Origin of the sequence: Nonomuraea sp. NPDC049625 (assembly GCF_040675285.1) — a bacterium.
GTDB classification, from domain to species: Bacteria; Actinomycetota; Actinomycetes; order Streptosporangiales; family Streptosporangiaceae; genus Nonomuraea; species Nonomuraea angiospora_A.
Genome location: NZ_JBFAOQ010000003.1, coordinates 804,458 through 826,571 on the forward strand (window position 1 = coordinate 804,458; position 22,114 = coordinate 826,571).

Below are 22,114 nucleotides of genomic sequence, written 5' to 3' on the forward strand. Positions count from 1 at the left end.
ACCGAGCATCGGTGCGGGGCCGTTCGCGTGTGCTTCCCAAGAGGCCCCCGCGCGGGCGTGGGTGCGGGGCCGATCGCGTGCTTTCCAGGAGGCCCCGCACCGTGCTTCCCAAGAGGCCCCGCACCGTGCTTTCCAAGAGGCCCCGCACCGGCGTGGGTGCGGGGCCTCTTGGGCGTGACGTTCGCCCGTGGCGTGGGCAGGGTCAGACGGCGGCGTGGAGCCAGCGGACGGGCGCACCGTCGCCCGCGTACCGGAACGGCTCCAGCTCCTCGTCCCAGGGCCGGCCGAGCATCTTGTCCAGCTCGTCCTCCAGCACGCACCGCCCCTGCGCGGCCATCATCATCGCCGCCCGGAGCCGTTCCTCGGGGATCATGATGTCGCCGGCCGCGCCGATGACCGCGGTGAAGGCACCGAGCGTCGGCGTGTAGGCGTGGCGGGACCCGTCCACTCCCGGTGACGCGTCCTCGGTGATCTCGAACCTGAGGCGCTGCCAGCCCATGAGCGAGGAGGCGATGGCCGCCGCGATGCCGGCGCGGCCATCCCACTCCGCCTGGGCCCGCACGACGTTGGGCGCGGCGGGTTGCGGAGTCCACGTCAGATCCACGGGCACGCCAAGGACACCCGCGACTGCCCATTCGATATGAGGGCACAGCGCGGGCTGAGCCGAGTGGACGTAAAGGACGCCACGAGCAGACACCGGACCTCCCGTTTCGGTACGAGGTGCGCCTTCCCCAACGGCCTCGCCCCGGGATGATCACAAGTGACTAGGGAGAGACTACCGTCGGTCGCTATCCGGCACCAGAGGGGGGCCATACCAACTTGGTGCGGGAGTGGCATGTGACAGTTGGACCAGCGGGGAAACATACCGCCTCATGGACATCCAATCTGTCGGCGCGTCGCTCATCCGGCCTGGTCAGGTGCTGACCGACCGCGCGGCGCTGTCGGCCGTCTCCCGCTGGACCCAGGCGGTCTCGGAGGCGGACGGCGTCTGCGTGATCCACCTGTCGCCCGGCGCCGACCCCTGCGAGATCACCGCCGAACTCCGCGAGCAGGGCCTGCGAGCGTCGCCGAACCACGTGTTCCGCGGCCAGCCCCTGTTCTTCGGTGGTCCCGCGTCCAGACCCTTTCCGACTCCGCCCATCGCCCGCAAGCCGGGGCGGTCCCGCTCGGGCGTGGTCGTGGGGCTGCTCGACACCGGCATCGCCAAGCACCCGTGGTGGTCCGGCAGCGACTGGTACGGCGAGACCGCCCCCGAGTGCGCCGACGCGACGGAGGGCGCGCAGGCGGGGCACGGCACGTTCATCGCGGGCCTGCTGACCCGGCGGGCCCCGGGCGCGGAGCTGAGCGTGCACCGGGTGCTCGACGGCGACGGCATCGGCGACGAGGCGACCGTCGTCCGCGCCCTCCACCGCCTGCGCGAGCGCCCTCCGCAGGTGCTCAACCTCTCCTTCGGCGGCCACACCTACGACGACCGCCCGCCACCGCTGCTGTCAGACGCCATCGCCGCGCTGCCCGGCACGGTGACCGTGGCCTGCGCCGGCAACACGGGGTCCGACCGGCCGTTCTGGCCGGCGGCGCTGCCCTCCGTGGTGGGCGTGGCCGCCGTGGACGCCGCGGAGGAGCAGCGCGCCCCCTACTCCGGCTACGGCATCTGGGTGGACGCCTGCGCCCGCGGCGACTGGCTGACCAGCAGTTTCCTGGACGGCGGTGACTTCGCGGGATACGCGGCGTGGAGCGGCACGTCGTTCGCCACCGCCCTGGTGGCAGGGGCCGTCGCGGACGGGGCCAAGAGCGAGCCGGCCAGGGAGGTCGCCAGACGGCTCTTCGAATCTGAGCGGGCCCGGCAAATTCCGGATCTGGGAGTTCTGATCCCGGCGAGTCTGTAGAGTTTACGCTCAGTCCTCAGCCAATCACGGGGAGGCATGATCGCCTACTCGTGCCGGACGGAAGGAGGCCGCGATGCGCGATTCAGCGGAGCTGCTCGCAGCGGCGGCCGAGGGCGACCGGACGGCCTGGGACGAGCTGGAGGCCAGGTTCGGGCCGCGCATGTGGGCGGTGGCCCGTGCGTGCGGCCTGAGCCCCTCCGACGCGGCGGACGCGGTCCAGGGTTCCTGGTTGCGCCTGCTGCAGCACCTCCCGAGCATCAGGGATCCGGCCGGAGTGGGGGCCTGGCTGGTGACGACCGTGCGCCGCGAAGCCCTCCTGCTGCTGCGTAAAGATCGTCCCGGGGTCTCCTCCTTCGAGGTCGTCGAAGACCCTGACCCGGAGTCCGCCGTCCTGGAGGCCGACGGCCGCCGCCTGCTCTGGAAGACGGTCTCCGACCTGCACGAGCCCTGCCGCTCACTCCTCCAGCTGGTCGCCGTCGACTTCGGCAACCAGCAGATGGCGTCACGGCTCGGACTGCCCGTGGGCAGCATCGGTCCGACCAAGGCCCGGTGCCTGGAAAAACTGCGCACTCTGATCTCAATACAGGAGACAGCGCAATGATCAACGACGAGTATTTCCTGGCAGCCCTCCGGTTGGCCTCCGGGAACGACCCGATCCCCGGCCAGGTGTCCGCCGCCGCGCGCGACGCCTACCGGCTCCGGGTCCCCGGGGCGGTGACGGCCGGCCCCACCGACCGCGGCGCCGCCGGCGGTGTACGCGATGACGAAGGCTCCCATCTGGTGCGCTTCGTCGTGGCGGGCCTCACCTTCGACCTGGAGATAACGATCGGCGACGGGCTCATCGACGTGGCGGGACACGTCTTCCCGTACCCGGGGGAGGACGCGCTCATCGATGTGCGCACTCCCCATCTGACGCTCACCCGGCGGATCGCCGGCTCCGGCGACTTCGCCGCCACCGGCCTGCCGCCGGGCTGGCTGAGCGTGGTCTGCCACCGCCCCGGCCACAAGCCCGTTCAGACGCGATGGGTGCGCATCCGGCCCTGACGACGCGACGCTGATCCCCTTGCCGACCAGCCGAGAGAGCCGCGTCGCCTCTCTCGGCTGTTTTTTGTGGAGATGGACACCCCATTTGACTTCCTCCTCCTCGTAACCGAGGGGGATTCCAACCCTCACGGGTTGGGCTTCCTGCTTCACCACCGATCGCCCGCCGAGGAGGACTCCTCTTGAGGTCTTACATCAGCTCCACAGGCGTTTCAGCTCTCCGCCAGCCCGGCGGCGAGCACGTTCTTGGCAGCGTTGATGTCCCGGTCGTGGACCACGCCACAGGCGCACGTCCATTCCCGGATGGTCAGCGGCAGGCGCTCGGCCAGCGCGCCACATGCCGAGCACAGCTTGGAGGAGGGAAACCAGCGGTCCACCGCCACCAGCGTGCGGCCGTACCAGGCGGCCTTGTACTCCAGCATCGACCGCAACTCCCGCCAGCTCGCGTCCGAGATGACGCGGGCCAACCGGCGGTTTTTGACCATGTTGCGGATGGTGAGGTCCTCCACGGCGATCACTTGGTTATCGCGAACAAGCCGGGTGGACAGTTGGTGCAGGAAATCCCGGCGCCGGTCGGCGATCCGCGCATACACGCGGGCCACCTTGAGCTGGGCTTTGGCGCGATTGTTCGAGCCCTTCGCTTTGCGGGCGAGCTCACGCTGGGCCTTGGCGAGCTTGCGCCGGTCGACCCGCTCGTGCCTGGGATTGACGATCTTCTCCCCGCTGGACAAGGTGACCAGCGCTGTGATGCCCACGTCCACCCCCACCGACGCCTTGACCGGCGGAAGCGGGGAGATCTTCTCCTCCATCAGGATCGACACGAACCATCGCCCGGCCGCATCACGCGAGACGGTCACCGTGGACGGCTCCGCTCCCGGCGGCAGCGAGCGCGACCAGCGGATGTTCAGCGGCGCATCCATCTTGGCCAGCCAGAGCCGGCCATCGCGCCAGCGGAACGCGCTACGGGTGTACTCGGCGCTGGCCCGCGACTTCTTACGGGACTTGAACGTCGGATACTTGGCCCGTTTGGTGAAGAAGTTCGCAAATGCCGCTTGCAGGTGTCGGAGGGCCTGCTGGAGCGGAACGCTGGACACCTCGGCCAGGAACGCCAGCTCGGGCGTCTTCTTCCAGGCCGTCAAGGCCGCCGACGACTCCACGTAGGAAACGCGACGGCCGTGCAGGGCATAGGCGCGGGTCCGCTCCTCCAACGCCTTGTTGTAGACCAGGCGCACACAGCCGAACGTCCGGGCAAGCTCATCGGCCTGCTCGGTGGTCGGGTAGAAGCGGTATTTGTAGGGCCGCTTCACTGCCTGTGTCACATCTCACATTCTAAAGCAAGATCGGTTAAAATTTTCGGTGTTACCCAGGCTGGCGGTCCACCCGGCGGCCGGATGCTTGCTCTGCTTGGCAGGAATCCAATTCCTCCCGGCCCTGAAGCCAAAGGGCCGGGTTTCCTTGGAAACTTTCGATGAGCGCAACACCAGAGCGACCAGACGACCGAGATCCACTCGTCGTGGCGGCCGAGGCCGCTGTCATGCGCTCCCTGGTCGATCCCGACCACGCCCTTCGCGCCGGCCGTACCGTGCTCTCCACCGCCCGCCGCGTCGGCGACCCCGACGCCGAGGCCGTCGCGCACAGGGCCATCGCGCTGGCCTCCCGCGAGCTCGGCGACCTGCGCAGCGCCGAGCACCACCTCCGCGAGGCCATCGCCACCCCGGGCGCCCCGCCGGAGCGCATCGCCCAGGCCCGGCTCTCCCTCGTCACCGTACGCACCGAGCTCGGCCACCCGCTCCAGGCCCTGCGGGTGGCCGCCCTGGCCTGGGCCCACCTCTCGCCGCTCGACCGCGCCAAGCTCGACACCCAGCGCGCGGTCGCCCTGGCCCGCCTCGGCCGCCACCAGGAGGCCATCGCCGCCTGCGACCGCGCGCTGCGGGCCCTCGTGACCGCTCCCGGCACCATCGACGACCGCAGGTTCCTGGCGGGCGGGCTGCTCAACCGCGGTCTCGTCCACTCCTACCGCGGCGACTGGGACGCCGCCATGCGCGACCTGACCGCCTGCCTGGAGATCTCCCGGCACTCGGGGCTGCGGCACCTGGCTCGCCTGTCCGCCGCGAACCTGCCCTTCCTCGCGGTACGGCGGGGCGACATCGCGGGAGCGTTCAAGCTCTACCGCGAGGCCGAGGACACCCTGTTCGGCTTCCCCGAGCGGCTGGCCACGATGCGGGCGGACTTCGCCGGCGCCCTGCTGGCCGCCCATCTGCCGGGCGAGGCCAGGGCCATGCTGAGCCTGGCCGTACCCGATCTCGAGGTGTCGGGGGCGCGCGTGGCGCTGGCCGAGGCCCGGCTGAAGCTGGCGCAGGTGGAGCTGCTGACCGGCGACCCGCGCCGGGCGCTGGAGGTGGCCGAGCAGGCGGCCGGCGAGCTGGCCGCGCAGGACCGGACGTCATGGCTGCCGCTGGCCAGGGAGGTCGTCCTGCGGGCCCGGCTGACGCTCGAACCCGTCACGCCCGCCCTGGTCGCCGACCTGGTCGCGTGCGCGGACGAGCTGGAGGACGGCCTGGCGCACCTGGCGGGCGCCGCCGCGCTGCGGCTGGTGGCGGCCGAGGCGGCGCTGGCCGTGGACGACCACCCGACGGCCTCGGCGCAGCTGGCCCTCCTCACCGAGCACGCCGAACGTGAGGAGCCGTTCCCCCCGATCGGCACCCGGCTGACCCCGCTGGACTCCGAGCCCGCGCGGGAGGCGGAGATCCCGGTGCCGGTGCGCCAGCACGCGCTCGCTCTGGAGGCGTCGCTGCAGGAGGACGCCACGGGGGCCTTCCGGGCGGTCCGCGTCGGGCTGTCGGAGGTGAGCGAGCGGGTGGAGACGTTCGACGATCCCTCGCTGCGCGCCCACGCGGCCAGGGCCGGGGAGCGGCTGGCGGGGTTCGGGCTGGGGCTGGCGGTGCGGGGCGGGTCCGCCGGGGAGGTGTTCGAGTTCGCGGAGCGGTGGCGGGCGGTGGCCGCGCCCTCGCACGCGTGCTCGCTGGTGGATCCCGAACGGGTGCGGGCGGAGCTGGGGTGCGGGGCTCTGGTGGAGTTCGTGGCGGACGAGGACGCGCTGCTGGCCGTGCTCGTCAACGGGGAACGCGTGACGCTGCGGCGGGTGGGCGACGCTCGGCAGGTCAAGGAGGCGATCGTCCGGCTCCGTCACGCGCTGCGCCGCCAGTGCTCCGGGACGCCGCATCCTCGCTGCGACCTGGAGAGCGTCGAGGTGGCGGCCCTGGAGGTCGAAGGGCTGCTGCTGCGCCCGCTCCTCGCCGAGCTGGGAGACGGGCCGCTGGTGGTGGTGCCGGTGGACGCCCTGCACACGCTGCCGTGGGGGGCGCTGCCGTGCCTGCGCGAACGCCCGGTCAACGTGGTCGCCAGCGCGGCCGGCTGGGTGTGGGCCCGGGAGCTCGCCCGCGCCCGCCGGAGCGGCCCGCCGGCGGTGGTGGCGGCGGCCGGGCCCGCCCTGGCGCACGCGCACGCCGAGGTGCGCAACGTGCTCGCCTGCCACCCGGACGGGCGCGAGGCGCCGGGGCGCACCGGGCCGGTGCTGGAGGCCCTGGCGGCGGCCGACGTCCTGCATCTGGCCGCGCACGGGGTCTTCCACGCGCGCAGCCCGCTGGTGTCCGGGATCACGCTGGAGGACGGCTCGCTGATGGCCTACGACCTGCTGGACATCCCGCGGTCGCCGGGGCTGGTGGTGCTGTCGGCCTGCAATTCGGGGATGTCGCGCACGCCGGTGGAGGGGGCGCCGCTGGGCCTGCCCGGAACGTTCCTGGCCAAGGGGTCCGCGTGCGTGGTGGCCGGGCTGGTGCCGGTGCGGGACGAGGGGGCCATGGCGCTCATGAGCATGTTCCACGAACTGCTGGTGGCGGGCCGGCCCCCGGACGCGGCCCTGGCCTCCGCCGCCGCCAAGACCGGCGAGACCGGCTTCGTCTGCTTCGGAGCGGGCGACCATCCGTTGTATTAGCGGTACGGGGCCGCAGAGCTGATCAGCCCGGCCCTCACACCGACGCAGGGCCAGGGCTGCGGGGCCCCGCAGCCGGAGGCCGGCCGTTGGCGGTGAGGTCAGCCGGTGGCGACCGGCCGGGAGGGGTCGGCCACCCAGTTGGACCAGGAGCCGACGTACAGGGCGGCGGGCAGGCCGGCCACCTCCAGGGCCAGCACCTCGTGCGCGGCCGTCACGCCGGAGCCGCAGTAGGCCCCCGCCTGAACCCCCTCCCGGACCCCGAGCCCGGTGAAGCGGTCCCGGAGGGCCGCGGGCGCGAGGAAGCGGCCGTCGGGCCCGACGTTCTCCGTCGTGGGCGCGTTGACGGCCCCGGGAACGTGCCCGGCCACGGGATCGATCGGCTCCGCCTCGCCCCGGTAGCGTTCGGCGGCTCGGGCGTCGAGCAGCACGCCCTGGGTGGCCAGCGCCCCCGCCTCGTCGGCCGTCAGCGCCGGCATCCCGCCGGGCCGCGCGGTGAAGTCGCCGGACGCCGCGAGGTCGGGTGAGTCCTTCGTGGTGGGCAGCCCGGCCTCGGTCCACGCGGGCAGCCCGCCGTCGAGGACGCGGACGTCCTGGTGGCCGAAGTAGCGCAGCGCCCACCAGGCCCTGGCCGCGACCGTGGATCCGGCGTCGTCGTAGACCACCACGGGGCGCCCGTCCGACACGCCGAGCCGCCGCATCGCGCTCTGGAACGCGCCCGCCTCGGGCAGCGGATGCCGCCCGCCCGCGCCGGGCGGGGCCGCGAGATCCTGGTCGAGGTCGCAGTAGACGGCGCCGGGGATGTGCCCCTCGCGGTAGAACTCCACCCCGGGCGGCCCGCCGAGCCGCCAGCGGACGTCGAGCACCGTCACGTCATCGAGCGCGGCGAGCTCGGCCGGTGTGATCAGCGGGCTGGTCAAGGCGTACCCCCAGAGAATTCGTCGCCGGACCTCGTCACAGTATCTCCGGCCAGGTCACGTGCGGGCCTGCAGGAGCGGCACGTGCTGCTCGGCCGCCGTCATCGAGCCGTGGTAGCCGGTGAACAGGGCCTCGATCCTGTGATGGGTAGGCGCGATGATCGCCAGGTCGGCATACGGCACGGCCACGACGTCGCCGATGCGCCCCAGCCACGCGTCCCGCACCCGGGGGCCGAACCAGCCCGACTCCACCGCCTCCCGCCTGGAGACCACCCAGGCCTTCCCGCGCAGGGTCTCGCGCCACGCCTCCAGCACGTCCCGCGCGGCTCCGGGCTCGGCGTAGACGTGCCTGGCCCTGGCCTCGCCGCCGAGCAGCGCCACGCCCTCCGTGAGCTCGGGCACGCTCTCGGCGTCGATCTTCTCGGTGGCGTTGACCATGCCGTGGTCGGCGGTCACGTAGAGGGCGGATCCAGGAGGCAGGCCCTCCGCGAGCCGCTGGGCCATGTCGTCGACGACGGCGAGCTGCCGCAGCCACTCCTCGCTGCCCCAGCCCGTCATGTGGCCGGCGGAGTCCAGATCGCCGTAATAGACGGTGACATGCGCCGCCCCTTGGCGCATGGACTCGTGCACGCGGGCCACGCGGTCGTCCACGGTGTCGGCGGCCACGTAACGGACGCCCCGGTAGACGGCCTGCGTCAGGCCGGTGCCCTCGAACTCGGCGGGGGCGACGTAGACGGCGTCGAGCCCGGCCCGGGTGGCGCGCTGGTAGACGGTCGGGGCGGGCTGCCAGAGCTCGGGATCCATGGTGAGGCCGTCGGGGAGGGTCCACCGCAGGCAGTTGAACAGGTGGCCGGTGCCGGGGACGGCCAGCGTCAGGCCGAGCATGCCGTGCTCGCCCGGGGTCAGGCCGGTGCCCAGGGAGCAGAGGCTGGTGACGGTCGTGGCCGGGAATCCGGCGGTGAGCGTCCGGCCCGCCAGGCCGGACAGGAACGGGGCGGTGTCGGCGTGCGCCCTCAGCAACTCGGCGCCCAGGCCGTCGACCAGGAACAGGCACACGCGATCGGCCGACTCCAGGACGAGCGGCCCTCCGCCTGCCGGGCCGGGCAGACTCGCCGGATCCGAGGCGCCCGTCGCAGCGGGCGGACTCGCCGTGTCCGGCTCGGGTGTGCGCACGCCCAGCGCCGCCAGCAACGCGTCGGGCAGGTCCGCGAGTGACCCGCCGCCGTACCCCGGCACCAGCATGTCGTTCATCCTATGCCTTGGCGGATCTCCCGCTCAGGAAGCGCGGGCGGTGGCCTCGGAGAGGGCCTTGGCGAAGGCGAGGACGTGGGTGACCGCTTCCGGGCCGTCGGCCGCCTCGCTGACCCGGAGGGACAGGTCGTCGGCCGTGATCGCGCCCGTGTAGCCGTGGTCGGCCTCGCAGTTTTCGTCGCCGCAGGTGGCCGGCTCCAGGTCCACGTGGGAGATGGCGCCCCAGCCGATCGTGAGCGTCACCTCCGTGGGAGGCACGCCGGGGACGTAGGAGGCGGGGTCGGGCACCACGCGCGTGACGGCGACCGACTGGACACGGGTCAGGCGCACGGCCTCCGTGGTCGTGGAGGCGTGGGACGTCGAGACGCCCTCCACCGCGGGATGCTCGTCGGTGTGGCAGACCAGCAGCCGCGTCGCCGAGAGCACCAGCACCGTGACGTGCCTGCGCACCTCCATGGCGGGATCGAACGTGGCCTCGTGATGGACCACGAAGGCGGTCACCGCCTCCTTGCCCAGCGCGGATTCGACCGCATCGGTGACGAGGTCGGGATAGTAGCCGCTGCGCTCGATCGCTTCACGCAGGCCCGCGGCTGAGACTCGGGTTTCCCTCATGGGTCCATCCTGCCAGGGCGAGGCTGTGTGCTCATCCGCCGGATATAACGCTCTATAACGTCTTTTATCCAGGCATCAGGGGGTGCTTCGGTTCACCCCATTCACTCCCGTCGGCCGCCCTTCGCTGAGAGCTGATCAGGACAGCCTCCGGGGGCCGCCGTCGAGGCGTGGGCCCGCCGGGGTGCGGAGGGTGGCGCGGGCGCCGAGGACGATGACCCCCGACTCGCCGACGAGCACCTGGTCCAGGTCCAGCCTGGCCACCTCCGGCAGGTCGTGGGCCAGGCGGCCGACGCGTACCAGGAGGTCTTCCAGGGCGTCCACGGCCACGGGCGGGTAGCCGTACTCGCCGAAGAGCAGCGGGGCCGCGCGGACGGAGCGCACGAGCGCGGCGGCGTCCTCGCGGGTCAGGGGCGCCAGGCGGAAGCCCTGGTCGAGCAGGAGGCGCGCGGTCACCTCGCCGAGCCCGAACGAGACGAAGGGGCCGAACGCGGGGTCCTCGACGACGCCCACGACGGTCGGGACGGCCGGCTGCGGCGCCATGCGCTGGACCGCCAACTCCACGCATTCGCCCAGCTGGTCGGCGAACTCGGCATAGGCGTGGCGGACCATCTCGGGCCCTGTCAGGCCAAGACGCACGGTGCCCGCGCGCCGCGAGGCGCCGGGGTCGGCCACCTTGAGCACCACCGGCCACCCGAGCCGCTCGGCCGCCCGCACCGCCTCGTCCGGCGAGCGCACCACTTCGGCGGGCCAGACGGTGAGGCCGTAGCAGGACAGGAGCTCGGCGGCGTCCACCTCGACCGGCGGGCCCGGCTGCGCGAACGCCCCCTCTTCCGACGCGCCGGTCCGTGCCGGAACGGTCGTGGTAAGGGCCGTCCGGACGAGGGCCTGGGCGCGGACCGTGTCGATGCCGTCGAGCTCCGGCGGCGGCACCGCCGGGTGGGCGAACCACTTCGCGTAGCGGACCACATGGGCCAGCGCGCGCACGGCCTCCTCGGGCGCCGCGTACGAGGGGATCGAGCCGCGCGCGGGAGCCGTCCCGCACCCCGGCGGGCCCGTCTCGACGCGCAGAGCCGCGTGCATGCCCAGATGCCCCTGGAACGTCGCCAGCACCGGCTTGCCGGAGTCCTTCGAGACCCGCAGCAGCTCGGCCGCCACCGCGTCCGTGTCGCCGGGGATGGGCGGCATGTAGATCACGACGGCGGCGTCCACGTCGGGCGAGGCCAGCTCGCCGGCGAGGGCCGCGCCGAACTCCGAGGCCCCGGCGGCGGCGCCCAGGTTGACCGGCGAGCGGGGGTCGAGGCCGGCGGCGAGGCACGCGTCGGCGGCCAGGAGGCCGAGCGCGTCGGAGTTGGTCACGAGCGCGACCCGGGGCCCGGCGGGCAGCGGCTGGTAGGCCAGCAGCTGGCCCACGTCGAACAGCTGGATGAGGTCGTCGACCCTGATCAGCCCCGCCTGCTCGAACAGCGAGCTGATCGCCGAGTCGGGCAGCCGCAGCTCCTCCGCCGAGTGCCCGGAGGGGGTGCCGCCGCTCTTGACCACCACGACCGGCTTGCTGCGGGCGATGCGCCTGGCCAGGCGGGTGAACTTGCGCGGATTGCCCAGCGACTCCAGGTAGAGCAGGATCACCTCGGTCGAGTCGTCTTCCTCCCAGTACTGCAGCAGGTCGTTGCCGGACACGTCGGCCCGGTTGCCCGCGGAGACGAACGTCGAGATGCCCATGCCGCGCTGTGCCACCCGCTGGAGCAGCGCCGTGCCGAGCGCGCCCGACTGGCTGAAGAACCCCACCTTGCCCCGGCACGGCAGGGTGGCGGCGAGGGTCGCGTTGAGCTGGACGGCGGGGTCGGTGTTGGCGATGCCGAGGCAGTTGGGGCCCACGACGCGCAGCCCGTACGAACGCGCGAGGCGAGCCAGCTCGTCCTGCCTGGCCTTGCCCTCCGGGCCCGTCTCCCCGAACCCGGAGGAGACCACGACCAGCCCGTGCACGCCCTTTTCCGCGCACTCCTTGACCACGTCGATCACGCCGGAGGCGGGCACCGCCACCACGGCCAGGTCGACGTCGCCGTCGATGGCCCCCACGCTCGGATAGGCCCGCACGCCCGCCACGGCCCGCACCTCCCGGTGCACCGGATAGACGGGGCCGGTGAAGTCGGCGGCCAGCAGGTTGCGCAGGACGGTCTGGCCGACCCCGCCGGGCTCGCGCGAGGCGCCGATGACGGCGACCGAGCCGGGGGCGAGCAGCCTGCCGATGGACCGGGACTCGGCGCGGTGCTCGCGGGAGAGCGTCACCTCCGTCGAGGTCTCGGTGGGGGTGAGGTCGAGCGTCATGCGTACGACGCCGTCCTCGAACTGGCTCTGGGCCGTGTAACCGGCCTGGCGCAGCAGGCCCATCATGCGCATGTTGGCGGGCAGGACGTCGGCGACGAAGCGTTCGATGCCGTTCTCGCGGGCCGTGGCCGCCAGGTGCTCCAGGAGCACGGAGGCCACTCCCCTGCCCTGGTGCGCGTCCTCGACGAGGAAGGCGATCTCGGCCTCGCCGGGGCCGGTGCGGTCGTAGCGGATGACGGCGACCATCTCGGCGCCGATGGTGGCGATCAGCGCGACCCGGTTGACGTAGTCGACGTTGGTGAACCGCTCGACTTCCCGGTCGGACAGCCGGGGCCTCGGCCCGAAGAACCGGAAATAGATCGACTCGTCCGACAACCGCGAGTAAAAAGAGCGGAGGCGGTCGGCGTCTGCGGGCTTGATCGGCCGGACGTGCGCCGTGCCTCCGTCGGCCAAAACGACGTCGGCTTCCCAGTGGGCCGGATAGTGTGCCTCCACAGTGTCGAGCGTAAACCCGCATTTCATATGCCAAGACCGGAGCCCCTGTTGGGCAACGCTTGTGCATCGACTGCAGCCCGGTGTCGTGGGACCGCCCCACGGGCACCCCGGAAGCTGTTAGTTTTGCCGTGGCCAGGCTCGTTCTGAAGGCAGCAAGGTGGTGACATCATGACGCGGGTCGTCGTGGTGGGCGATCTCATGACCGACGCGGTCGCGCGCGCCCGTTATGCGCTTGCCAGGGCGAGTGACACCCCGGCGATCGTGACCATGCACGGCGGCGGCTCGGGGGCCAACATCGCCTCGTGGCTCGCCGTCGAGGGCGCCGAGGTGGCCTTCATCGGCCGCAGGGGCGCCGACATCACGGGGCGTAACCGTGACATGGAGTTGATGGGCTACGGCGTCGACGCCCGGCTCGTCATGGACCCTGAGCGGCCCACCGGCACCTGCGTGGTGCTCGTCACGCACAAGGGTGAGCGCACCATGCTCTCCGACCCCGGTGCCAACGCCGCGCTGTCGCCCGAGGACCTGCCGCGTGACCTGTTCTCCAGCGGCGCGCACCTCCACCTGTCCGGCTACACGCTGATCAACGAGGGCTCGCGCGACGCGGGCCTGGCCGCGCTCGACATGGCCAGGCGCGGCGGGATGTCGATCTCGGTCGACTGCGCCTCGTCCGCGCCTCTGGAGCGTACGGGCGCCGAGTCGTTCCTGGAGTGGACCAACGGGGTCAAGCTGCTGTTCGCCAACATCGAGCAGGCCAAGGTGCTGACCGGCCGCGACGACGCCGAGGCCGCCGCCAAGGTGCTGACGGCGTGGTTCCCGCAGGTCGTCATCAAGATGAACTCCGAAGGCGCGCTGTGGTACGCCAACGGCCGCCCCGACCCGGTCCACGTGGCCGCCGAGCCGGTCGACAAGATCGTGGACGGCACGGGTGCCGGAGACGCGTTCAGCGCCGGTTTCCTGCCCGTCTGGCTGGCGGGCAAGCCGCCGACCGAGTCGCTGGCCGCCGGCTGCCGCCTGGCCGCGAAGGCCATCGCGCACCTGGGCGCCCGCCCGCCGTTCTAGTCCCGCAGGGCTCCGTTGTGAGCGGTCCTGCACCGCTATGGTGGAGAAAATCGGGATGAGCGCGAAATAAGGGAGCCGGATGCGCGGCGTGCGTCCGTTACGGCCGGGCGACCCCACGTCGGTGGGCTCGTACAAGGTCACCGGCTTTCTCGGCGAGGGCGGTCAGGGCAGCGTCTACCTCGGCGTCTCCCCTTCCGGCGAGCAGGTCGCGATCAAGCTGCTGCACGCCAGGTTCGCCGACGACGAGCAGGCGGTACGCCGCTTCCGCCGAGAGGCCGAGGCGGCACGGCGGGTGGCCGAGTTCTGCACGGCACGCGTGCTCGAGGTCGGAGCCGTCAACGACCAGCCCTTCATCGTCGGCGAGTACGTCGACGGGCCCTCCCTGCAGCACCAGGTCACCAAGGAAGGCCCCGTCCAGGGCCCGGCGCTCATGCGGCTGGCGATCACCACCGCCACGGCCCTGGTGGCCATCCACGGGTCCGGGGTCGTCCACCGGGACTTCAAGCCCAGCAACGTGCTGCTCGGGCCGGACGGGCCCCGCGTGATCGACTTCGGCATCGCCCGGGCGCTCGACATCAGCCAGAGCCTGACCACCGGCATCGTGGGGACGCCCGCGTTCATGGCCCCCGAGCAGTTCCTCGGAGAGGCCTCTCCGGCGAGCGACGTGTTCGCCTGGGCGGGCACCATGATCTTCGCCGCCACGGGGCGCGGGGCCTTCGGCTTCGGGCCGCTGCCCGTGGTCATGCACCGCATCCTCAACCTCGACGCCGACCTGAACGGCGTGCCGCCGGAGATGGCGCCGCTGCTGTGGGCCTGCCTGGCCAAGGACCCCCGGCGACGGCCCACCGCCGAGCAGCTGATGCGGGACCTCATCCGCGCCGGCACCGCCCCGCCACCCGCCCCTCCGGGAGCTCAGCCGATCAGCGCCCCTCAGAAGAACGGGGGGAACCCCCGTCCGGGGGCACCCCTGCAGTATCCGGTCAGCGGCCCCGTACGGCCGCCCGTGCCGGGGGCCTCGACCGAGCCCTCGCGGCGGCGCGGGCAGCGGAGGGCGCTGGTCTCGATCGGGGCGGCGGCCACCGCTCTCGTGACCGGGATCTCGGTGTGGCTCGTGACGCGGACCCATCCCGAGGACCGCCGGCCGGACCCCACTCCCACGTCCTCCTCGCCCGTGGCGGCCTTCGGGGCGGCCGTGACCTCCGTGGCGGACCCTTCGGCCAGGAAGGGCGGGACCCTGCGCGTCGTCTCGCCGTACGAGCTGGAGTCCGTCGATCCGGGGAACATGTACACGATGGAGTCCCTGAACCTGGTCCGGCTCTACGGGCGTTCGCTGACGATGTTCAAGCCGGTGCCGGGGGCCGCCGGGACGCAGGTCGTGCCGGACCTGGCCGAATCGCTCGGCGTGCCGGGTGACGGCGGCAAAACCTGGACGTACAAACTCCGACAAGGCGTGAAATATCAGGATGGCACGCCGATCACCTCCGAGGACGTCAAGTACGCGATCCTGCGGAGCATGGATCCCTCCCGCACCCTGGGATCGAGCCACTTCGACCTCATGCTCGACCTCCCCTCCGGCTACCGGGGCCCCGCCAAGTCATCGAGCGCGAACACCGACTCGGCCATCCAGACCCCCGACGAGCGGACGATCGTCTTCCGTCTGAAGCGGCCGTACGCGACGTTCGACGACGTCGTGCAGCTCCCTGAGACCGTCCCCGTGCCGAAGGCCAAGGACACGCAGGACAGCGTCCTCGCCTCCGGCCCGTACAAGATCGAGAGCGTGTCCGCCGACAAGAAGAAGCTCGTCCTTACCCGCAACGACCAGTGGGCCGCCGCCACGGACCCCAACCGCGACCCGCTCCCCGACCGGTACGAGATCGACTACCAGGTCACCGACGCCGAGCAGCGGCTGCGGGCCGGCACCGCCGATTTCGGCTTCACGACCAGCTCGGCGAGCAGCGAGGCCGCGGTGCTCGCCGACCCGGCGCTCAGGAAACGGGCCGACGTCCCGGTGGGCACGTCCGTGCGCATGCTGGCGATCAACCCGCAGGTGGCGCCGTTCGACAAAATCGACTGCCGCAGGGCGGTGGTCCGCGCACTCAACCTCAGGAACCTCGCCCGCGTGTTCGGCGCCGGACCGGCACAGTCCCGGCTGCCCACGTCGCTCGTCCCGCCCACGGTCGCCGGCGGTCGCTGGTCCGATCCGAACCTGAAGGCCGAGGGTGACCAGCAGGCCGCCAAGCAGTCGCTGGCCGCGTGCGGGAAACCGTCCGGGTTCACCGTGAACTACGTCTATCGGGACCTGGGCGCCGAGAAGCAGATCGCCGAGGTCGTAGAGAACGACCTCGGCGGGATCGGCATCGACGTCAAGCTGCGGCAGGTCTCCACCGCGGAGTTCCACAAGACATACGGCGGCAACCCCGCCAACCTCAAGCGGCAGGGCATCGGCCTGATCCCCAAGTCCTGGGCACCTGACTGGCCCGACCCCGAGTCGTTCCTGTCGTTGATCGCCGACAGCAGGCAGATCACCGACACGTACTCGTTCAACGTGAGCGTCCGAGTCAAGGCGATCGACGATCTCATGGACCGGGCCAGAGCCGAGCTCGACGCGGGCAAGCGTGCCGACCTGTGGACCGAGGTGGAGCAGAAGCTCGCCGACGAAGCCGTGCTCGTGCCGCTCGTCTGGGTATGCCCGGTGCTGCTACGCGGCCAGAACGCCGCCAACGTCCACGTCAGCCCCGTCTTTGGCAACTACGACCTGCTCACCATGGGCCTCAAGTAGGCGCATCACGAGGTGACGGCCAGGGCGAGCGGGAGGACCGCCGGAGCGCCCGCGTGCCGGATCAGGGCCGCCGCCAGCGTCATCGTCCACCCCGTGTCGACGCGGTCGTCCACCAGCAGCACCGGCCCGCCGCACTGCGCGATCGAGGCGCCCAGCTCCTTGGGCATGGCGAGCGTCCCCCGGACGGCCTGCACCCGCTTCGCGCTGTTGAACTGCTGCCCGGGCGCTCCCGCCCGATAGCCCAGCTCGCCGAGATAGGACAGCCGGCCCACGGACGCCAGCCGCTCGGCGAAGCTCCGCACCAGCGTGGGGCGGGTCGCGGACGGAACGCTGACCACGGCCACGGGCCGCTCGCGCCATTCCCAGGACGCCAGCACCTGCACCACGGCCTTGAACACGTCGTCGGACACCGGCCCGTCGCCCCCCTGGAACAGCTCCCGCAGCCGGTTGCCCCAGCCGATGTCGGTCAGCCGCCCGAGCGCGCGGCCGGGCTCGGCACCCAGCTCCGGCTTGATCCGCCCGGACAGGTCGGCCAGCCCGGTGGGCCACTGCCTGCGGGCCTCGATCTCGACGCCGGGCCTGCTCAGCCGCTGGCGGGCGCCCTCGACGGCCTGCGCGCCGATCTCCGGCGAGCGGTGCCGCCCGGTGCAGTTGTCGCAGCGGCCGCACGGCGTGGCGGTCTCGTCGTCGAGGTGCCTGCGGAGGAACTGCTCCCGGCACTCGGACGTCGTCAGATAGCCCAGCATGGCCTCCTGCTCGGCCCTGCGCTCGGCGGCGATGCGGGTGTAGCGCTCGACGTCGTACGCCCACGGCTCGCCGGTGGCCTCCCAGCCGCCCTTGACCCGCCGGACCGCGCCGTCCACGTCGAGCACCTTGAGCATCATCTCCAGCCGGCTCCGGCTCAGGTCGACCGCCGTCTCCAGCGCCGGGGTGGACATGAGGCCGCGCTCTTCGAGCGTCTGGAGCGTGGTCCGTACGACGGGCTCGGGCGGGAACGCCAGCGAGGCGAAATATGACCAGATATCCCGATCCTCGGTGCCCGGCAGCAGGATCACCTCGGCCCGCTCGACCCCGCGCCCAGCCCGGCCGACCTGCTGGTAGTAGGCGACGGGCGACTGCGGCGCCCCCACGTGCACCACGAACCCCAGATCGGGCTTGTCGAACCCCATCCCCAGCGCGCTCGTCGCCACCAGTGCCTTGAGCTTGTTGGTCAGCAGCGCCTCCTCGGCCGCCAGCCGCTCGGCCGGGTCGGTCTGCCCGGAGTAGGCGGCCACCTCGAACCCCTGGTCGCGCAGGTATCCGGCGATCTCGTGGGCGGCGGCGACGGTGAGGGTGTAGACGATGCCGGAGCCGGGCAGCTCGCGCAGCGTCTGCGCCAGCCAGGCCAGCCGCTGCTCGGCGGTGGGCAGGCGCACGACGCTCAGATGCAGGCTCTCCCGCTCCAGCGCCCCGCGCAGCACCAGCGTGCCGTCGCCGTCGTCGCCGGGCAGGCGCATCTGCTCGGCCACGTCACGGGTGACGCGGGCGTTGGCGGTGGCGGTGGTGGCCAGGACGGGGATGCCCGGCGGCAGCTCCTCGAACAGCGTGGCCAGCCTGCGGTAGTCCGGCCGGAAGTCGTGGCCCCAGTCGGAGATGCAGTGGGCCTCGTCCACCACCACGAGCCCGGCGCTCTCGGCCAGCTCGGGCAGGACGTTGTCGCGGAAGTCGGGGTTGTTGAGCCGCTCGGGGCTGACCAGCAGCACGTCGACCAAGCCCTCGGCCACCTCGCCGTAGATCTCCTCCCACGCCTCGGGGTTGGCGGAGTTGATCGTGACGGCCCTGATGCCGGCCCGCTCGGCGGCGGCGATCTGGTTGCGCATGAGCGCCAGCAGCGGCGAGACGATGACCGTGGGGCCCTCGCCGAGCTCGCGCAGGAGCCCGGTGGCCACGAAGTAGACGGCCGACTTGCCCCAGCCGGTCCGCTGCACGACGAGCACCCGCCGCCGATCCAGCACCAGCGCCTCGATCGCGGCCCACTGGTCCTCGCGCAGCACGGCGTGCTCCCCGGCCAGGGCCCGCAACCGCTCCTCGGCCTCTTCACGCAGCATCGCGACATCGGGGGCTTCACTCATGCCCCCCTTGTTACCAGCTTTCTCCGACGGAATGGGCCGGTCGCCGCCATACCCGCCCCGCATTCGGTGGAACTGTGACCTCAGGGGGCTTACCCGCACCCGCTATTTGTCGGCGTGCTCGGGGAAGGCGTTGATGGTGACGCGGTGCATGCGGCGGCGCTCGGTGTAGTCGGCCACCGCGTAGTGCTGGGTCGGGCGGTTGTCCCAGAACGCCAGCGTGCCGGGCCGCCACCGCAGCCGGAGCTGGTACTCCGGCGACCGGATGTGGTCGATCAGGAGCGGCAGCAGCGCCTCGTTCTCCCGGTCCGTCAGCCCCACCAGGCGGGTCGTGGAGGCGCGGTTGACGAACAGGGCCTTGCGGCCGGTCTCCGGGTGCACGCGCACCACCGGGCGCACCATCGGCGGCCACTTGGCCTGGATCTCGGCCAGGTCGAACGGGTGCCCCTTCGCGATCGCCTTCTTCATCGACATCGTGATGTCGTGCTCGGCGGTCAGCTCGTCGCACAGCCGCTGCAGCGACGGCGAGAGCGTCTCGTACGCCAGGTACGTGTTCGCCCAGCACGTGTCCCCGCCCACGCTGGGCAGCTGGACGCAGCGGAGCAGGGAGCCCATCGGCGGGGTGGGCTCGAAGGTGTTGTCGCTGTGCCACTCGTCCCCGCCCTCGCCCTTCGGTGAGGTCTGGTCGAGGACGTGGATGGGGCTGGTGGAGTCCTTCTTGAAGGCGGGGTGGTTGAGCGTGCCGAAGTTCAGGGCGAATTGCAGGTGCTGTTCGTCGTCGATGTGCTGGTCGCGGAAGAACAGCACGAGGTGCCTGAGCCAGCCGGCCCGCAGGGTGGCGACCTCTTCCTGCGACAGCGGTTTGCGCAGATCGACCCCGGTGACCTCGGCGCCGATATGCATGGTCACGGGATGGAACTCGATCATGACGCCTCCGGATACAGGTGGGAACCCTCGGCCCGAACGTACGACCCAAGCAATTGCTTGGTCAAGGGGCGTCCGGGAGAGCCTTCCGTACACGCCGGGCGCGACTTGTGACGCCAACGAGTCGCGGGCACCCGAATACCTTCGGCACAATGTTCGACATGGCCCGACGCACGACTGCACCCCCGCCCGAGGACTTCGAGGAGCGGATCGTCGACATCGACGTCACCTCCGAGATGCGCACCAGCTATCTCGAGTACGCCTACTCGGTGATCTACCAGCGCGCCCTGCCCGACGCGCGCGACGGCCTCAAGCCCGTGCAGCGTCGCATCCTCTACTCGATGAGCGAGATGGGGCTGCGCCCGGATCGCGGCCACGTCAAGTCGTCGCGCGTCGTCGGCGACGTCATGGGCAAGCTGCACCCCCACGGTGACAGCGCCATCTACGACGCCCTGGTGCGCCTGGCGCAGCCGTTCTCCATGCGCCTGCCGCTCGTCGACGGCCACGGCAACTTCGGCTCGCCCGACGACCTGCCGGCCGCCATGCGATACACCGAGGCCAGGCTGGCCCCGGCGGCGATGCTCATGGTCGACTCCCTCGACGAGGACACCGTCGACTTCAAGCCCAACTACGACGGCCAGGAGACCGAGCCGGTCGTCATGCCGTCGGCGTTCCCCAACCTGCTGGTCAACGGCACCAGCGGCATCGCGGTCGGCATGGCCACCAACATGGCGCCGCACAACCTCAACGAGGTCGTGGCCGCCGCCCGCCATCTGATCAAGAAGCCGGACGCGACGCTGGACGAGCTGATGACGTTCGTCCCGGGTCCCGACCTGCCGACGGGCGGCTCGATCATCGGGCTGCAGGGCGTGCGCGACGCGTACGAGACGGGGCGTGGCACGTTCCGCATGCGGGCCAAGTGCGCGGTCGAGCAGATCACGCCCCGCCGCAAGGGCATCGTCGTCACCGAGCTCCCCTACAACGTCGGCCCCGAGCGCGTCGTCACCAAGATCAAGGAGCTGGTGAACGCCAAGAAGCTCCAGGGCATCGCCGACCTCAAGGACCTCACCGACCGCCACAAGGGCCTCCGGCTGGTCATCGAGATCAAGAACGGCTTCATCCCCGAGGCCGTCCTGGAGGAGCTCTACCGGCTGACGCCGATGGAGGAGACGTTCGGCATCAACAACGTCGCCCTCGTCGACGGCGAGCCGCGCACGCTCGGCCTGCGCGAGATGCTCCAGGTCTACGTCGACCACCGGCTCGAGGTGGTGCGCCGCAGGTCGGAGTACCGGCGGCGCAAGCGCGAGGAGCGCCTCCACCTGGTCGACGGCCTCATCATCGCCCTGCTCAACATCGACGAGGTCATCCAGGTCATCCGCTCCTCCGACGACTCGGCCGAGGCCCGCACGCGGCTGATGGACGTGTTCGACCTGAGCGAGATCCAGGCCTCCTACATCCTGGACACGCCGCTGCGCCGGCTCACCAGGTTCGACAAACTGGAGCTGGACCGGGAGAAGGAGACGCTGAGCGACGAGATCGCCAAGCTGACCGAGATCCTCTCCTCCGACGCCAAGCTGCGCCAGGTGGTCTCGGGCGAGCTCGCCGACGTGGCCAAGAAGTACGGCATGCCGCGCCGCACCGTCCTGCTGGAGGCGCCGGGCGTCACCCGCACCCCGGTCGCGGTCGTGGACCTGCAGGTGGCCGACGACCCGTGCCTGGCGCTGCTGTCCTCGACCGGCCTGCTGGCCCGCACCTCCGACGCCACGCCGCTGTCCGGCGAGGGCGAACGGTCGGCGCACGACGTGCTGGTGTCGGTCGTGAAGACGTCCGTACGCGGCGAGGTGGGCGTGGTGACGTCGCTGGGCCGGCTGATCCGGATCCAGGTCGTCGACCTGCCGACCCTGCCGACCACGGCCAACCCGCCGTCCCTGTCGGGCGGGCACCCGGTGTCCGAATACGTCTCGCTGCAGCCCGACGAGAAGGTCGTCGGCCTGGGCTCCCTCGACCCCGACGGCCCCGGCCTGGCCCTGGGCACGGCGCAGGGCGTGGTCAAGCGGGTGGTTCCCGACTATCCGGCCAACCGCGACGACTTCGAAGTGATCACGCTGAAGGACGGCGACATCGTGGTGGGCGCGGTCGAGCTGGTGTCGGAGTCGCACGACCTGGTGTTCATCTCCTCCGACGCCCAGCTCCTGCGCTACCCGGCCTCGCAGGTGCGCCCGCAGGGCCGCCCGGCGGGCGGCATGGCGGGCATCCGGCTCGACGGCGGGGCGCGGGTGATCTGGTTCGGGGTGGTGGATCCCGAGCGTCCCGCGCACGTGGTCACGATCGCGGGCTCCTCGACCGCGCTGCCCGGCACGCAGGTGGGCGGCGGCAAGCTGTCCGACTACGCCGAGTTCCCGACCAAGGGGCGGGCGACGGGCGGGGTCCGGGCACAGCGGTTCCTGAAGGGTGAGGACGAGCTGCTGCTGGCGTGGGCCGGTCCGGCGCCGGCCAAGGCAGTCTCGGCGGTGGGCAAGCCCGTGCCGCTGCCGGAGGAGATCGGCCGGCGCGACGGCTCGGGCGTGCGGCTGACCAACACCATCGGCGCGATCGGCGGCGCCCTCGCCTCCGGGCCCGAGGCCCTGCCGTCCGGGTCGGCCCCGGACGAGCAGACGTCCCTGTGACGTTGTCGGGGGGGGCGGGGCGGGGGGGGCCGGGCGCGCGCCGGAGGGGGGAGAGTA

15 protein-coding genes are annotated in these 22,114 nt (G+C 71.9%); 7 read left to right on the forward strand and 8 right to left on the reverse strand.

The features are described 5' to 3' along the window. Positions 1–202: 202 nt before the first annotated feature. Positions 203–697, reverse strand: coding sequence for a DUF3145 domain-containing protein (locus tag AB0J87_RS17260; RefSeq protein WP_350723190.1), 495 nt, complete (start codon positions 695–697; stop codon positions 203–205). Between the two features lie 175 nt (positions 698–872). On the opposite strand from AB0J87_RS17260, the gene AB0J87_RS17265 reads away from it, so the two are divergent. From AB0J87_RS17265 to AB0J87_RS17275, 3 genes are all read left to right on the forward strand, one after another. Next, positions 873–1,886: a S8/S53 family peptidase gene (locus AB0J87_RS17265; protein WP_363966213.1), complete on the forward strand. Its 1,014-nt coding sequence runs from the start codon at positions 873–875 to the stop codon at positions 1,884–1,886. A gap of 73 nt (positions 1,887–1,959) precedes the next feature. Next, positions 1,960–2,487: a sigma-70 family RNA polymerase sigma factor gene (locus tag AB0J87_RS17270; RefSeq protein ID WP_355194094.1), complete on the forward strand. Its 528-nt coding sequence runs from the start codon at positions 1,960–1,962 to the stop codon at positions 2,485–2,487. Then, positions 2,484–2,930 (forward strand): hypothetical protein, encoded by a 447-nt coding sequence (locus AB0J87_RS17275; protein ID WP_363966215.1) that lies wholly within the window; start codon positions 2,484–2,486, stop codon positions 2,928–2,930. The genes AB0J87_RS17270 and AB0J87_RS17275 overlap by 4 nt, the downstream gene beginning before the upstream one ends. Before the next feature lie 209 nt (positions 2,931–3,139). Here AB0J87_RS17275 and AB0J87_RS17280 read toward each other — a convergent pair whose 3' ends face one another. Further along, the gene (locus tag AB0J87_RS17280; protein WP_363966217.1) at positions 3,140–4,246 is read right to left on the reverse strand and encodes an RNA-guided endonuclease TnpB family protein; all 1,107 of its coding nucleotides are present in this window, start codon (positions 4,244–4,246) and stop codon (positions 3,140–3,142) included. Positions 4,247–4,395: 149 nt separating this feature from the next. Here AB0J87_RS17280 and AB0J87_RS17285 point away from each other — a divergent pair, with 149 nt between their 5' ends. Beyond that, positions 4,396–6,921, forward strand: a complete 2,526-nt coding sequence (locus AB0J87_RS17285; protein ID WP_363966219.1) for a CHAT domain-containing protein — start codon at positions 4,396–4,398, stop codon at positions 6,919–6,921. Between the two features lie 98 nt (positions 6,922–7,019). Here the strand turns inward: AB0J87_RS17285 and AB0J87_RS17290 are convergent, their stop codons facing one another. The 4 genes from AB0J87_RS17290 to AB0J87_RS17305 all read right to left on the reverse strand — a co-directional run bounded on the left by AB0J87_RS17290 (position 7,020) and on the right by AB0J87_RS17305 (position 12,545). Further along, entirely contained in the window at positions 7,020–7,838 is an 819-nt protein-coding gene (locus AB0J87_RS17290) for a sulfurtransferase (protein WP_363966221.1), read from the reverse strand. A 54-nt stretch (positions 7,839–7,892) separates the two neighbouring features. Then, positions 7,893–9,077: a nucleotide pyrophosphatase/phosphodiesterase family protein gene (locus AB0J87_RS17295; RefSeq protein WP_363966223.1), complete on the reverse strand. Its 1,185-nt coding sequence runs from the start codon at positions 9,075–9,077 to the stop codon at positions 7,893–7,895. Positions 9,078–9,110: 33 nt separating this feature from the next. Continuing rightward, a complete protein-coding gene (locus tag AB0J87_RS17300) occupies positions 9,111–9,698 on the reverse strand; it encodes a DUF5998 family protein (RefSeq protein ID WP_350723202.1) in 588 nt (195 codons plus the stop codon). A gap of 135 nt (positions 9,699–9,833) precedes the next feature. Next, positions 9,834–12,545 (reverse strand): GNAT family N-acetyltransferase, encoded by a 2,712-nt coding sequence (locus tag AB0J87_RS17305; protein WP_363966225.1) that lies wholly within the window; start codon positions 12,543–12,545, stop codon positions 9,834–9,836. A 141-nt stretch (positions 12,546–12,686) separates the two neighbouring features. Between AB0J87_RS17305 and AB0J87_RS17310 the strand changes: the two genes are divergently transcribed. Both AB0J87_RS17310 and AB0J87_RS17315 read left to right on the forward strand, forming a co-directional pair. Next, positions 12,687–13,580: a sugar kinase gene (locus tag AB0J87_RS17310; protein WP_350723205.1), complete on the forward strand. Its 894-nt coding sequence runs from the start codon at positions 12,687–12,689 to the stop codon at positions 13,578–13,580. Between the two features lie 79 nt (positions 13,581–13,659). Then, positions 13,660–16,359 (forward strand): ABC transporter substrate-binding protein, encoded by a 2,700-nt coding sequence (locus tag AB0J87_RS17315; protein WP_363966227.1) that lies wholly within the window; start codon positions 13,660–13,662, stop codon positions 16,357–16,359. Between the two features lie 5 nt (positions 16,360–16,364). Here AB0J87_RS17315 and AB0J87_RS17320 read toward each other — a convergent pair whose 3' ends face one another. Together AB0J87_RS17320 and AB0J87_RS17325 are read right to left on the reverse strand one after the other, a co-directional pair. Next, positions 16,365–18,470 carry a RecQ family ATP-dependent DNA helicase gene (locus AB0J87_RS17320; protein WP_363966229.1) on the reverse strand — a complete coding sequence of 702 codons (2,106 nt, stop codon included), beginning with the start codon at positions 18,468–18,470 and terminating at the stop codon, positions 16,365–16,367. A 102-nt stretch (positions 18,471–18,572) separates the two neighbouring features. Beyond that, positions 18,573–19,394 carry a TauD/TfdA family dioxygenase gene (locus AB0J87_RS17325; RefSeq protein ID WP_363966231.1) on the reverse strand — a complete coding sequence of 274 codons (822 nt, stop codon included), beginning with the start codon at positions 19,392–19,394 and terminating at the stop codon, positions 18,573–18,575. A 149-nt stretch (positions 19,395–19,543) separates the two neighbouring features. Here AB0J87_RS17325 and AB0J87_RS17330 point away from each other — a divergent pair, with 149 nt between their 5' ends. Further along, positions 19,544–22,057 carry a DNA topoisomerase IV subunit A gene (locus AB0J87_RS17330; RefSeq protein WP_363966233.1) on the forward strand — a complete coding sequence of 838 codons (2,514 nt, stop codon included), beginning with the start codon at positions 19,544–19,546 and terminating at the stop codon, positions 22,055–22,057. The last annotated feature ends 57 nt before the right edge of the window (positions 22,058–22,114 follow it).

Excerpts from the sequence above, each read along its gene's own strand:
- AB0J87_RS17265 (WP_363966213.1), top strand. The coding sequence starts at position 873 with ATGGACATCCAATCTGTCGGCGCGTCGCTCATCCGGCCTGGTCAGGTG.
- AB0J87_RS17270 (WP_355194094.1), top strand. The coding sequence starts at position 1,960 with ATGCGCGATTCAGCGGAGCTGCTCGCAGCGGCGGCCGAGGGCGACCGG.
- AB0J87_RS17275 (WP_363966215.1), top strand. The coding sequence starts at position 2,484 with ATGATCAACGACGAGTATTTCCTGGCAGCCCTCCGGTTGGCCTCCGGG.
- AB0J87_RS17285 (WP_363966219.1), top strand. The coding sequence starts at position 4,396 with ATGAGCGCAACACCAGAGCGACCAGACGACCGAGATCCACTCGTCGTG.
- AB0J87_RS17295 (WP_363966223.1), bottom strand. The coding sequence starts at position 9,077 with ATGCTGGTGCCGGGGTACGGCGGCGGGTCACTCGCGGACCTGCCCGAC.
- AB0J87_RS17300 (WP_350723202.1), bottom strand. The coding sequence starts at position 9,698 with ATGAGGGAAACCCGAGTCTCAGCCGCGGGCCTGCGTGAAGCGATCGAG.
- AB0J87_RS17305 (WP_363966225.1), bottom strand. The coding sequence starts at position 12,545 with ATGAAATGCGGGTTTACGCTCGACACTGTGGAGGCACACTATCCGGCC.
- AB0J87_RS17310 (WP_350723205.1), top strand. The coding sequence starts at position 12,687 with ATGACGCGGGTCGTCGTGGTGGGCGATCTCATGACCGACGCGGTCGCG.
- AB0J87_RS17315 (WP_363966227.1), top strand. The coding sequence starts at position 13,660 with ATGCGCGGCGTGCGTCCGTTACGGCCGGGCGACCCCACGTCGGTGGGC.
- AB0J87_RS17320 (WP_363966229.1), bottom strand. The coding sequence starts at position 18,470 with ATGAGTGAAGCCCCCGATGTCGCGATGCTGCGTGAAGAGGCCGAGGAG.
- AB0J87_RS17325 (WP_363966231.1), bottom strand. The coding sequence starts at position 19,394 with ATGATCGAGTTCCATCCCGTGACCATGCATATCGGCGCCGAGGTCACC.
- AB0J87_RS17330 (WP_363966233.1), top strand. The coding sequence starts at position 19,544 with ATGTTCGACATGGCCCGACGCACGACTGCACCCCCGCCCGAGGACTTC.